Source organism: Bacillus sp. 103mf, assembly GCF_900116295.1.
GTDB classification, from domain to species: Bacteria; Bacillota; Bacilli; order Bacillales; family Bacillaceae_G; genus Bacillus_A; species Bacillus_A bruguierae.
In genome coordinates, this window is record NZ_FPAF01000008.1 from 125,553 (window position 1) to 139,095 (window position 13,543).

Sequence of the window (13,543 nt, forward strand, 5' to 3'; positions counted from 1 at the left end):
GTGTAGTTAATTTTAGTACATCTTTTTTATAAACATTAAACTTTTTTCAAAACAGTACAACTTTGTTTTAATTCAATAAAAACATAATTTGAGCTTCCTTGCGCTTTCTTTTATTTGCACCATTTATTTTTAACTATTAATATATGTAACCACTTCATTTATATAACAATCTAAAGGTTGTCCAGAATCAACAATCAAATAATGAGAATCAGATGGTTTTTTACTATTTTCAACCCATTCCTTAAATAATTCTTCTGATTCTACATACTGAATTTGACTAATCATTTGCTTCCGATTTTTTAATCGATTATCAATTTCTTGCATATCATTCAAATAACATTCCACATATTTGTATTTTGCATGATGTTTCTTAGCCACAGCTGTCCCCTTCTCCACCATTTCTACATACAAACAAGGACTATCAAGTATCACATCATGCCCTTGTGACAGATGAAAATCTATTAGCGCCCACTCAATATCATACGAAATTTTACCAGCAAGTCTTGTATCAATATCATCTACCCCAAAAGATTCTAGCAGTGCCGTTTTCACAATATCATGGTCTATTATAATAGCACCTGTCATTTTTGCTATTTCCCTAGACAAAGTTGACTTACCCGAACCTGGAAAACCTGACATTTGTAGAAAAAACATATAAATACCCCTTCTATACACTTTAGTCTTTTATTGTTTAACTCAGCTTTTTAACACAGAGAATATAAATACTTTCTACTCATACAAATTTCTATCATTATTATCAAGTAAATTAAAAATAATCTTTCATCAATTCCTTCATCCATATCGGAGAACGAGTATCTTCTCTTGAATCAAATTCTGATATATACGGCTTAATATCCAGAACTGGCGTCTTATTATTAGCATCTAATCCTTTTACAATCATTACATTATCTTCAATTGATACAATCTCAACAGTAGAAATTCCAATAGGATTCGGACGATACTTTGTTCTTTGTGCAAAACAACCCTTTGCATCTAAAGCTTCTATCCCTCTCGGTTTTCTAATCCAGGACTGCGTTTTTTCCTTAAATTGATCCATATAAAAAATAACTATCGCATGTGAATATTCTTCTAATCCAACTAGCCCATCTTTATATTCTGGATGAATTATGATTGTTGAAACAACCTCTCCCCACCGTTCATATACCTTTTCATCAATCATTGATGCTACTTCACCTATAGGAGACATATTTATTAAATTCAATTTTTGTTCCTTCTTTCTTTACATGGTGTACACTTATCGGCAGTAAATAAAATATCTTCCTCATTTGTTTACAACCCCAAAAGTAATTTTCATACTTGGAGCATAGTTTAAAGAGGAATTTATGTTGAATACCTCAGAAAATCGTAGTTCTGCTTTATACTGTTCATATGCTTCATTAAATGTGGCCCCTCGGTTTATTAAACGTTCAATAAATTCTTCTCTTTCAGCGGGAGCTATACCTAGTCCTTCTTCTTTGAGAGAATCATATAATCTCTGCTTATCTGTTTGATTTGCGTTAGAGTCAAGAAAATTAACTTTATCGCTAACTCGACAATCAATATTTTTTACACCTAAATTACTTAAGTATGTCGGTAATTTGATACCCATGTTTCCATCTTTTCCATTTCGTTTTGCATCTTCTTCAAACAGTTTCTGAAGAAAACCAAGCTGAATAATTTCTGATTGATTGTATTCACTAAGATTATACGAAGACATATTAGAGATCCAATGCGGTTCAAAACATATGATCTTCCCTTTATTAACAACCGAATGAATCATTTTCTGCAACATTTTTATTGGATCAGTCATATGTAGTAGAAAAGCATGACAAACTGCTATATCATATTTACTCTCTAATTCAATTTCAGTTACATCAGCCACTATGAATTCAGCTTCATAGGGAAGGGTTTGAAACAATTTTTTTGCATCATTAATCAATTTCTGTCCTTTATCAATACCTGTATATCTTGAACCTATCGGTAACAGTGGTAATAACTTAAATCCTAAATAACCATACCCACAACCGTAGTCAATAATATGTACAGGCCTAGAAATTTTCCAAACTGAATTCACTAAAAATCCTAAATAGTCATCGTTATAATATAAATCTCTTGTATTTTTTAAATAATCTAACTTATTATCCCAATAATAATCTTCCAATATAATAATCTCCTTTCTCTACATTTAGTTAGTATTTTCAGTTTGTATAAAATTCGTCAACAAAAGTGAAATTAAATATCTTTATCTTCTTTATCTAATAAACGTTTCATATCGTTTCTAAAAAACTTCAGTTCATTTTTTGTTTTAATTAGTTCATACATATAGAATAAAAAATAATGCTAATAACGTTAAGACTCCAATCATAATACTCACATCCCTTTTATATTGTGGTTTTATTTTACAAAATGGGGCTGTACTTGTTGTAAAATTGAGATCAAATGTCTCTAAGTGTAACTTAATTCATTGTTTTTCTAAGCCGATCCGCTATAACTGACAACAAAAACTTCGGTAATACAAGCTGCCGTTTTATTCTCTTCGGCTGTGTTACCAATCTATATAACCATTCTGTTCCTGTATCTCTCATAACTTTTGGAGCTCTTTTTACATTTCCTGATATAATGTCGATCATCCCTCCAATGCCAATGGATAAAGGTACATTTAGTTCTTGAAGATTATTATAGATAAACATCTCTTGCTTAGGAGAACCGAGGCCTACAAGCAGCAAATGCGGTTGAAACTGTTTCATATGACCTTTAACTTCTTCGATCTGTTCTTTATCTATAAAACCGTGTTGTCCTTCAAAAATAGCATGCGGAAAACTCACTTTTAAATTTCCAATCGCTTTTTCATTGTTTTCTGGTGAAGCGCCAAAAAGAAATACGCGATATCTATTTTGATTACAATAATCTATTAAGTCATACGTTAAATCTGCACCTGTCACCCGCTCTTTCAACTGTCCATTTAAAATTTTCGAACCGAGTATAATGCCGATTCCGTCAGCTGTGATTATGTCTGCAGATAACAAAATATTTTTGAAGTGTACAGATTCAGACGCTGTCTCTTTCGCAGACATTACAATTTCAGGATTGGCAGTAACGATAAATCTAGGTTTCTCGTTCTTTTCTGATAACCAATCTTTTAGTATATGTACTACCTGTTTATACTCCAAACTACAAAATGGTATTCCTTTTATATATTGTTGTTTCATTTCTTAAATCGAATTCCCTTCATATGTTTCTATCATTATGTAAATTTCCGCTTCAAACTACCATCATAGTACTTATGATAGCTAATATGTATCATATTTTAAAACACCTATCCATACATTCATCAGTCGCGTACACCCTTTTTAAAAGTAAAAGTTAAAAATTAAAATTACGAATAAGGAATTGAAGCTCTTGTTTTAATTCCTTTTTTTCACATTTCTCTTTAGTCTGTAAGGAGATTTTATCTGCTTCCATTAAGAAATATTTCAATTGCAAGTAACTGCTTAATGGAAATTCGTGTTCGGCCCATAATCTTTGATAACCCACAATTCCATATCTAAGTAATATTTTATCCGCTTCTATTATAACCATTTTAACAAAGTCAAGAAAATTACAAGTGGCATCTACAATGGTTACGCCTTCCTTTCCCTTAATATAGTCTAGTGTGTCATTATATTCTGTTATAGTTAAGAATAGTTCCTTGCTGTCTTGAAGCTCGAGTCTCCAACCTAATCCATGGGGCTCTTCCTCCCATAAAAAAGTTACAACACGTTCTTCACCACTTGATAAGTCAGTTAAACCACCTAATAAATCTCCAAATGCATCAGTTATATAACTGGGACTAAATAAAATTTTTTGGGAATTTAGTTCAATAAATCCGTTTGCCCAACCGGTACCAATTAACTCATATTTAAATTGCATATATACCTCCGACATTATTAATCTTAAAATGTGGCTCTCGTTCTTCACATAAGTATGATTATTAATCATTAATATTTCTTAATTTATATAAAAATATATACCTCTTGAAAATTAGAAGCAAAGCCTCCTACTTGAACATCTGTAATATTACCAAGGTCAGTAGATACATTTACAACAATTTCTGAAGGCTTATTCATTACATGCCCTTGCTCAAAGGTGAAGGTATTATATTTTTCAAATTTTTTATTATGTTTTATTAAATAACATGCTAGTGCCGCATTTGATGTACCAGTAGCGCTTTCTTCTGGAATACCAAACAAAGGTGAAAAATTTCTACAATGCGCTGTGGAATTATATAACGTTTCCAATGTAAATACATGATAACCTGTTACATTATATCTTTTACTTATTTCAGCAACCCTTTTCATGTTAGGAGAAATCTTTAACAGGTCTGAAAGTCCTCTTACAGGTATAATGATATCACGTAAACCTGTAGACACAATTTGAATGGGCATATCTGGTATTAATTTTTCTTTATCGAAACTTAAAGATTTCATAATTTCTTCACAGGGAAGTGTTTGAAGAAATTCCGGAAGATTTTGCTGTAAAGAGATTATTTTATTGTTATGTACCTCTACACTTAGTACCCCTGCTTTCGTTTTTATCGAGTATATCTTTGAGCTCATTCCTATAATCTGAACCAATAAAGAGAAAGTAGCGATTGTAGCATGTCCGCATATAGCAACTTCTTCATTTGGTGTAAAATATTTAATTTCATAGTCTGTATTTACAGAAGGAAGTACAAAGGCAGTTTCGGAAAAATTTAATTTATTTGCAATAGCTTGCATAGCTTTTGTTGTTAAACCCTTTGTGTCTAAAACAACCCCAGCCGGATTCCCACCTTTTCCGTCTTTAGTGAAGGCATTTAACATATATGCTTTAATCTTCAATCCTGTTATCTCCTTTTCCGACTGACATATATATTCCGTACAGAGTTAACGTAAAAAAGCTTGTACTTCCTTCATTTTGGTTTATACTTTCTTCTTTATTAGATTTTGTTAAGGAATAATTTGTCTCTAGAATCTCCCTCTACTCCATATGCTCCTCATACAATTGAACAACCTCAAGCGAGTTATCCAACTCCTGCAGCCTTTTCACTAAACTTTCCACACCAAATATTTCTGTAAATGTATGACTGCCTACAATAAGATTAATCTTTTTAAACTGTGCATACTGAACTGTATATAACGTCTTTTCTCCCGTAATGTATGTATCGCAGCCGCTGTCCAACGCTGCTTGAATATGATCAGTTGAATGACCTGCTCCTGTTATAATACCAACTCGTTTTACTTCTTTATCATTATTTTTCCACGCCTTCACCTTTTCACCTAGTTTATTCTCTACTTTTTCTACAAGCTCTGCAAACGGAATTGGATTTGTATATTCACCAACGCCAGGTAATTCTTCATCGTCACAAGAAGAATACGTTATTATTTCATCAATTTCGATTGTATGAAATAACGAAGTACACGTTCCGAATTCAACAAAATCTAACGGTGAATGCACCCAAAAATGATTGATGTTATATTCTTTCAGTTTTGTTGCACAAGCTTCTTCCATTCCGTATAGAAACTCCCATGCATCATGATGCGTTATCATCATATCTACATTCTCTTTCTTTGCTTCTTCAATCGTTTCAAGTGTTAAATTAGTAGCATAACCAATCTTATGAAAATGTTCATTGCTTACGTTTGTTATCCCAAACTGATCACCGTACTTACGTAAATGTTCTCCAAATAGTTCCTCAATGTATTGGTTGAATTGTTTTATATGCATATTTTTCTCTCCCCTTAATATTCTCATTTCCGCAAAAATTATAATTCAATGACTCTATCGCATACTTGTGCTACATATGGATCATGCGTGACAATAACAATTGTTTTTCCCTCTTTATTTAGATTTTTTAAAATTTGTATAATTTCATTTCTATTAGAATCGTCTAAAGATCCTGTTGGTTCATCGGCCAATATTAATTCGCAAGGCTTTAGGAGTATCCTTGCTATGGCGACTCTTTGTTGTTCACCACCTGAAAGCTCGTGTATTTTTTGCTGTAATGATACGCTCCTCAGCCCAACTTTTTCTAGGGCGACTGTTTTTAGTTCTTTCTTTTCCTTCTTTGTTTTTTTCGCATAAATCAAGGGAATTTCTAAATTTTTATTTACAGTATCATTGTCGATGAGTGCGTAATTTTGAAAGAGATACGACATTTTCGTTCTCAGAAGCTTATTTGCTTTACTAGAGTTCATACTAGGACTCTCTTCACCAAACAATTTAACAACTCCGTTATCTGGATTTTCAAGCATTCCCATAATATTAAGAATCGTTGTTTTACCAGATCCGCTTTTTCCAGTAATCGCAACCATTTCCCCTTCACAAATTTTTAAATTGAACTCATCTAGAATTGCATGATTTCCATAACTTTTACAAATATCTATCAGTTCGCATATATATTGCATTCGTTTCTATTAACCTCCTTTTATTACCGTTGTTTTTTTTCTTTGCTCTATAGTGATTAATGCGATAATAGACGCGGTAAATTCAATTAAAATAAGGACAGCCACCACCGTAAGCAATTTCAGATCAAATTCTTTTTTTACGATGAAGCAAATCGATAGTTGTACGACCCACGTCAATACAAATAACAACATGTATCCCTTATATGTTCTAAAAAAACCTACGCCAAATAAGCGATGCACCACTATTTTCTGCTGATTTTTATTAAAATATATAATCATATTTTGTGTAACCAGAAATAATATGCCGACAATTAGTCCACTAGTAACCGTCAATAACATTTTCATTGTTTTTTGCAGATCGTATATATCTTTTAAAATATATTGATCAACTGTTACAAGATATTTTAAATTATCATCTAGTCCTAACCTTTTAAGTTCTGGCTCCAAAGCCTTATAAGTTAATCCTGCATCTCTGTCAATTAACTTAATCTTTAAAGGATCGTTCGCCCCTCCGCCTAATATAAGATCTCTTTCTCCAACAAAACTATTCTTCTCTGTCATTACCTCTATAATTTCATCTCTAATTTTGTTATTGTCAGATTTATATACATCTGGATTGAAACTAAAGATCTCCTGATTATTCTTTATCCAAATAATGTCTATTTTTCGATTACGTAAATGATTCGGGACCTCTCTATGCATTCTTTTTTCTTCATATTCTATTGCTGGCTTTCTCCATTCTCCAAAATAACGAAGAATTTCTTTTTCCCTGTTCTGGTATTTTTTAGGTACTAATAAAATCCAGTTTTCTGTATCTTCAGAAACTTGCACTTGCTTATTATGTATATCGTATAGCGGAAATTCGAGAAGGTAATTATTATTCACTTTAATTGATCGGATTCCTTTGTAATCCTTATTTGTTAGATTTAGTTCTTCATACTCCTCGGAATCAATCAACACCGCTCCCATTTTATTTAATATAGGATAAAGCTCACCATTTATTATTGACACCGTTTTATCCATCCCTTGTTGAACTTCTTCATTCCCACCAGAAAGCGGATAAAAGACACCATAATCTTTGTTTTTCTCCCAGTTTTTTAAATTCTCTTGTTTTTCTTTCACTGTAATATATTGTTCTAAAATAGACGCCCCTAATAAAACAAATATTATTGAACAAGTAACTTTCAATAGCGAATTTAATACAAATATACCTTTTGTATCTTTTCTATTTTTAATCATTTGATTGACTTTAATTTTAGAAATATAAAAATATGAAACGAAAGATAATACTGTAATGATAAGATACGTTTTACATTGATCAAACACAATGGTGTAGATAAACCCTGAAGTTACATTTTTTACGAAAGCAGTTGCAAGTAAGGAAATACCTAACGATAAAACAAACATACTAGCAATGGTTTTACCTATAACGATAAACCATAAACGCACATTCGATACGCCGTGCATTTTTATAACACCAATTCTTTTCGCTTCGTTAAATACATAATAAATGAGAAAACATAGGAGCACGGTAAACACCATATACTGAATATAGGATAAAGAATTAATTGGTGAACCGAAAGCCTCTTCGTTATTACTAAGATTCCGTTTAAAATCGTCAGCAACAATATACTGTTTCGGCTTAAAATGTTGATTTAGCTTTTTAGAGAAAAGCTTTAAAAATGCATCGTATGATTTATCATCTACTACTTCTACGACATATCGTCCTGCCATAGGTAAGTGTTCATATGACGTTTGAAGCGGTTTAATTGTAATCTTATGATTATCCCCAAAGTCCTTTATAACCCCTTTTTGGTTTGTATCCTTCGTATGTACTGTCGATAAAAAAGCATCACCTTGCAATGTGTCTTTCGGCTTTAATATATTCCCGCTACTTACCTGAAACTGTTTGAAATATGCCGTTTTAGTTGTTAGTAACACATACTTCAAAATTTCTGCCTGTTCATCTTTGTGATACGTAACATTAGTACGAAAAATATTTGTATGTGACTCCTTTGCTGCATCAAGCAATATAGGATAAATTTCACTAGGATTACTAAAAAGCATCACATCTGGGATAACGAACTCTTTACCTATCCGCTGTTCTACCTTTTCCATTTTTTCAAATTCTTTATGATCGGTTTGTTGAAATGCAATAAACCCTGACAATATAGAAGCTACAATAAGAAAAAACACAACAACTTTTTTCATGACATCCTCCTCTGTCATATTTTAGTATATTTTTAGAAAAATGGAAACATTAGGGTGGATATTGTCTATATATATAAATTCATTTTAATTTTTCGACATATAAGTCACTGCTATGCAGAATACAACATGACCGCTACTTGCTTTCTCCTTTTGTTTTAAACCTTGCATGTAGTAGGAAAAGGCTCTGACCGCTTCTATGCATAGCCAGGTACTCTCGCTCGCCTAAAAAGAAAGCGGGTTTTTATGTCGATTTTTTAATTTATATTTATATAGCTTTATTTTTCACTTCAAAATGAAATCTATTAGTAGCTAGCAGCTATAAAGATATTCACTAAACTTGTACATAATAATTCGAAAATTATTGAAAATAAAATTCGAATTATATAGAATAAAATAAAGTGAAACTTTAATCAGTGGGGGTATTACTGCCCCAAAATAGCGGGATAAAAAAGGAGGCCAAACAATGAAAGTAATGAACCTTAATGCAACAAGAGAAACGTATTCTGTTCAAATTAAACATTCGATTTTTTTCGAAATGGGATTAGGTATTGCGGCTTTTACGTATTACGATTTTCACCATACTTTTGAAAAACCGATAGAGTATTGGAAGGAGATTGAGAAAAAATTACCTGCGGCCGTTCGCGAAGCACTACAGTATACACACAAGCACAACACATGGTTCGCTTTGCTGCAATTACTTCACTCTCGTATTTTTGATTCTCTTGAAAGTTTCTTTCATTTTCTTGATGAACTAACTGAAGAGGAATTACGTTGGCACTCTCTTCCTTATATCGGATTACAGCATGAAGATAATCGGCAAAAAGCATCCCAGCAAGACAGTGCAGCTATTGCTTCCCTTATAAAAGCTTGCCAACATCATAAATTCTTTCCAGCATATATGAAACATATTTCATCTATCGATACTTCCTTGCTTAAACAACATTTAAAAATCATTTCTGAAGGTTGGTATGAAACTGTGATACAACCTAATTACATCGAGTTTACCAGTATGCTTGAACGTGATGCCCAGCAAAAACGTGCGCTTCAATCAACATATCATCCAGAAGAGCTTGTCAAATATATAACCGGTAGTCCGTATCAACCTGAGCCTTCTATTCATCAAGTTATACTTATCCCGCAATATGTGTATCGGCCTTGGAATGTAGAAACAACTTTACCAGGGATGAAAGTATTTTATTATCCAATCTCAGACAATAATGTGAGTTTAATCGAAGATCCTTATTCTCCACCTTCTACATTAGTTCATAGTTTTAAGGCACTTGGAGATGAAACGCGATTAAAAATTATAAAGTTGCTAACAGAAAGAGATCACTCACTTCAAGAGCTAACCGAGCAGCTTAAAATTCCAAAAACGACTCTTCATCATCATTTGTCTTTACTTCGAGCAGCTCGCATCATTAATGGCAAAGGTTCTCGGTATTATATACAGCTTGATCATTTAACTTCTCTCCAAGAAAAATTACAGCGTTTTCTAGAAAAGAGGTGAAAAAATGAAGGAAAATCAACATGTATTTACCAACCGTTCTTTTTTATGTTTATGGCTCGGGGAAACCATTTCTGAACTAGGAGGAGCGATAGGCGCTCTATGTAATTCGTTATTATTGTATGAATTGACCGGGTCAAAGTCCGCTATGGGAACGCTATGGCTAACGTATTTTATCCCGTCTTTAATTCTTCAGCTGTTTATCGGCCCGTTCATTGACAGGATAAGTCGTAAATATATTATGCTGTGGGCTCAAATTTTAAGAGGAATGGTGTTTTTTATACCCGTTCTTCTTATGTTTTCAGGTCAGATTGAGATATGGAGTTTGTTCATTATTCAAATCGTACTTGGAATTCTGCAACCTCTATATGTTCCTGCTGCGTCAGCCCTGCTTCCTACAATTGTCGAACATAATAAACTGACACAAGCAAATGCTTGGCTTGACGGTACAGTCCGAACAATGAGCTTCTTAGCTCCTACACTAGGAGGGCTCATCATTGCTTACATAGGAGCTTCATCTACTTATATAATGGTAGGAGTTTTATTTCTTATAAGTGCAAGTAGCCTTGCTTATCTTCATGAGCCTTCCGTTACACACGATAGTAAAAAGGTGACTTGGTTAAAACAAATCATTTCTGGATATCAATATTTTTTCAAGCAACGTACGCTTATATGGCTTGGCTTCTTTACTTCTTTAGTTCAATTTAGCGTTGGGGTAACAATGGTAATCAACGTTCCATATATAATAGAAGAATTAAGCGGAACATCTTTTTCATATGGTATTTTTATGGGGAGTTTTCCTTTCGGTTATGTAATTGGTTCTTTTCTAGTCGGAAAATGGGGAAATACATGGCCGCAAAGATATGTTATGCTTTCTGGTCTACTTATGGGCGGGTTATCCTTTTTCTTACTTGGTTTTGTAACCTCCTTTCCTCTTGCTGTTTTATGCGAAATTCTTGGAGGTATTTGTTTCCCGTTTTTCAATATTTATCAAACGAGTCTTCTTCAAAAAATCGTTCCTTCTCATCTTATGGGACAAATATTTTCTGTTCGACTCTTCTTGATCCGAGCAACTATGCCTTTAGGGATTTTATTTGCAGGGCAAATTGTCGAAATATCAGGTATCCGTTTTTTGTATATCATGATTGGTAGCTTTATTATGATTCCTGCTTTATTTGGTATGTTACTTCCCTTCTTTTCCTTTTTAGATGAGGAGAATGATAGCGTTACTAACACGTAGTTTTCTTTATGTTATCCAAAAGATAGTATAATTTTATTAGGAAATATATTTACACTAAGGGGGATTTTTACCAATGAATAATTTAAAAATGACTTTGCTAGAACATGAAGTTCCATTTGATATTATTCATCACGAAAAACAAATACGTACCGCCCAAGAAGGTGCAGATTATTTCGGAATTGAGATTGGTCAAACGGCTGCAACATTAGTGATCAAGTCAGAAAAAGATTTTTTTGCGGTTATTGTTTCTGGAGCTCGCGGACGTGTAAATTTACAAGAAGTATCGGGAATTTTAAGATGCAATCAATTGAAAATGGCGACTCCGCAAGAAATTAAGCAAATAACTGGATACAATGTTGGCAGCGTATCTTTAGTTCTTCCACTACCTTGTATCTTAGATAGAGGACTTATGTGCTATCCATTTATTTACGGAGGTACAGGCGAACCAACATCAACGTTGAAGATTGACCCAAATGCGTTAGAAAACATAAATCAAGTTACTGCTTTTCTCGATTAAGGTAGTGACTCAAGAAGTTCACCTTTTTTCAGTACTGTTCCCATACCATCTAATAAAGTAACAAGTGGATTTATCAGAATTATAGAAACGAAAAGAAGATGAACATCTATTTACAATAGGTAGTTATCTTCTTTTTCTCTTTAAAAAGATTTTTTAGTATTCATTTTCTATTATTTAGATTGGTTTGGTAAATATTTTTTATATGAATCACTTTTTTAATAGAAAATACACATAGTAAAAACGAATCTAACTTATTTCGTTTTTATTACATCGAAAACTATTGGAGATTTCTTCCATACCCTGAAAACAGCTAAGTATTATTTACACTTAAGAACAACACATTATCGCCTTATTAAAGGCATCTTCAGGAATATACACTTTATTGTCTTTAATTTTATATGGAATATGATTTTTTTCAAGAATACCTGTATTAACAGAATCTACAGTGTCACCCCATCGTACATATTTACCACTGTAGCCTTTTGGGTAAAAAAACACTACTAAAAGAACAGAAAACATAAAAATAAAAATGCGATTCGTTTCTTTCCCAAAATTTTCACCTCTCCATTCATAATATAGCTATATAGAATTCATAAGTATGTTAAATATAAGTAGTCTGTACACCCATGCCCATCAACTTAAGCATCCTCTCTACTTCGTCATAAAGTTTTAATGCTTAAAGATAAAATAAAAAAGCCCTGACACTCAAATTTTTTAAAGTTAATGATATAGGCCTGATTTATAAAGTATAAACTACTATTTATGAACCGTCACAATTACTCCGTCCATATTGTTCCCTGAAATTTCATAATGCTGATTTACCGGGACATTAATGGTCGTATTTTTTGAAACTTTATAATAAGAAACCTTATACTTTTCTCCCCCAACATTAGTTGAAATCTCCTTTTTTTCCTTCAAGAAATCTAAGTATTCTTCTAAAGTAAATTTCTTTTTTTGCATGATTGCACTATGAGGCAAACCGACGTAACGTATATGCCATGGCTCATATTGAATTCCTGTAATATTACTTTTATTTTTCGGATAGCGTAAAACAAAACCGTATTTCCATACATTGTCTTCAATCCATTTTCCTTCAGGGGCTTTCTCCATTTTCATTTGAGTAGACCCTACATCAAGTGATAGCCCTAAATTATGTTCACTATATCCTGCTGGCAATGCATAATCAGAACCCATTTTTTCATATAGATTCCTTTGTTCTTTAAAATCCCGATAACCGCTACTGATCAAAAAATAATGAACCCCTTCTTTTTCTGCAGCATCTACAATCTTCAAAAAATTCCTCAAAATATCCTTTGATAAACGAAGATTTCTATCATGCACTACATATCCTCTTACTAATTCCGTATTTTGAAATACATTTATAATATCAGACCTTATGCTATCTTTCTGAACAGGATAATCTTTATTGACTAATAATAAATCACCCTTATAAATTTGTTCTTTTGTAATCTCTTTCTTTTCAGTATTTGTAGAGTTTGCCTTATCACCTTTTTCTGCGATTTTAACATCTACTCCATTTTGAAATAATGGTGCAATATAAATACCGACACATACTGTGCACAATATAAAAAGAGAAATAAATACCCACTTTTTCATTCCTAGTTCCTCCTTGACCTAACTTACGT

Annotated in this window: 13 protein-coding genes; 3 read left to right on the plus strand and 10 right to left on the minus strand. The window is 32.7% G+C overall.

Features of this window, described 5'->3' with window-relative positions; all coding sequences use genetic code 11:
• Positions 1-129 precede the first annotated feature (129 nt).
• From BM350_RS17635 to BM350_RS17675, 9 genes are all read right to left on the minus strand, one after another.
• Complete coding sequence (locus BM350_RS17635; protein ID WP_090917334.1) at positions 130-654, minus strand: P-loop nucleotide/nucleoside kinase family protein; 525 nt, start codon at positions 652-654, stop codon at positions 130-132.
• Between the two features lie 112 nt (positions 655-766).
• Entirely contained in the window at positions 767-1,222 is a 456-nt protein-coding gene (gene tsaA, locus BM350_RS17640) for a tRNA (N6-threonylcarbamoyladenosine(37)-N6)-methyltransferase TrmO (protein WP_090917336.1), read from the minus strand.
• Positions 1,223-1,282: 60 nt separating this feature from the next.
• The gene (locus BM350_RS17645) at positions 1,283-2,161 is read right to left on the minus strand and encodes a class I SAM-dependent methyltransferase (protein WP_090917338.1); all 879 of its coding nucleotides are present in this window, start codon (positions 2,159-2,161) and stop codon (positions 1,283-1,285) included.
• Positions 2,162-2,456: 295 nt separating this feature from the next.
• Complete coding sequence (locus BM350_RS17650; protein WP_090917340.1) at positions 2,457-3,209, minus strand: WecB/TagA/CpsF family glycosyltransferase; 753 nt, start codon at positions 3,207-3,209, stop codon at positions 2,457-2,459.
• 154 nt (positions 3,210-3,363) lie between these two features.
• Complete coding sequence (locus tag BM350_RS17655; protein WP_090917342.1) at positions 3,364-3,909, minus strand: hypothetical protein; 546 nt, start codon at positions 3,907-3,909, stop codon at positions 3,364-3,366.
• 83 nt (positions 3,910-3,992) lie between these two features.
• Positions 3,993-4,859, minus strand: coding sequence for a PhzF family phenazine biosynthesis protein (locus BM350_RS17660; RefSeq protein WP_090917344.1), 867 nt, complete (start codon positions 4,857-4,859; stop codon positions 3,993-3,995).
• Between the two features lie 139 nt (positions 4,860-4,998).
• Complete coding sequence (locus BM350_RS17665) at positions 4,999-5,745, minus strand: Nif3-like dinuclear metal center hexameric protein (RefSeq protein WP_090917345.1); 747 nt, start codon at positions 5,743-5,745, stop codon at positions 4,999-5,001.
• A 38-nt stretch (positions 5,746-5,783) separates the two neighbouring features.
• Entirely contained in the window at positions 5,784-6,425 is a 642-nt protein-coding gene (locus tag BM350_RS17670; RefSeq protein WP_090917346.1) for an ABC transporter ATP-binding protein, read from the minus strand.
• 9 nt (positions 6,426-6,434) lie between these two features.
• Positions 6,435-8,636: a bacteriocin-associated integral membrane family protein gene (locus BM350_RS17675; protein WP_090917347.1), complete on the minus strand. Its 2,202-nt coding sequence runs from the start codon at positions 8,634-8,636 to the stop codon at positions 6,435-6,437.
• A 463-nt stretch (positions 8,637-9,099) separates the two neighbouring features.
• Here BM350_RS17675 and BM350_RS17680 point away from each other — a divergent pair, with 463 nt between their 5' ends.
• The 3 genes from BM350_RS17680 (at position 9,100) to BM350_RS17690 (ending at position 11,897) form a co-directional block, all read left to right on the plus strand.
• Complete coding sequence (locus BM350_RS17680) at positions 9,100-10,143, plus strand: ArsR/SmtB family transcription factor (protein WP_090917348.1); 1,044 nt, start codon at positions 9,100-9,102, stop codon at positions 10,141-10,143.
• 4 nt (positions 10,144-10,147) lie between these two features.
• Positions 10,148-11,380, plus strand: coding sequence for an MFS transporter (locus tag BM350_RS17685; RefSeq protein WP_090917350.1), 1,233 nt, complete (start codon positions 10,148-10,150; stop codon positions 11,378-11,380).
• Between the two features lie 73 nt (positions 11,381-11,453).
• A complete protein-coding gene (locus BM350_RS17690) occupies positions 11,454-11,897 on the plus strand; it encodes an aminoacyl-tRNA deacylase (protein ID WP_090917352.1) in 444 nt (147 codons plus the stop codon).
• A gap of 756 nt (positions 11,898-12,653) precedes the next feature.
• Here the strand turns inward: BM350_RS17690 and vanY are convergent.
• Positions 12,654-13,514, minus strand: coding sequence for a VanY-A/VanY-F/VanY-M family D-Ala-D-Ala carboxypeptidase (vanY, locus tag BM350_RS17700; protein WP_090917355.1), 861 nt, complete (start codon positions 13,512-13,514; stop codon positions 12,654-12,656).
• Positions 13,515-13,543 lie beyond the last annotated feature (29 nt).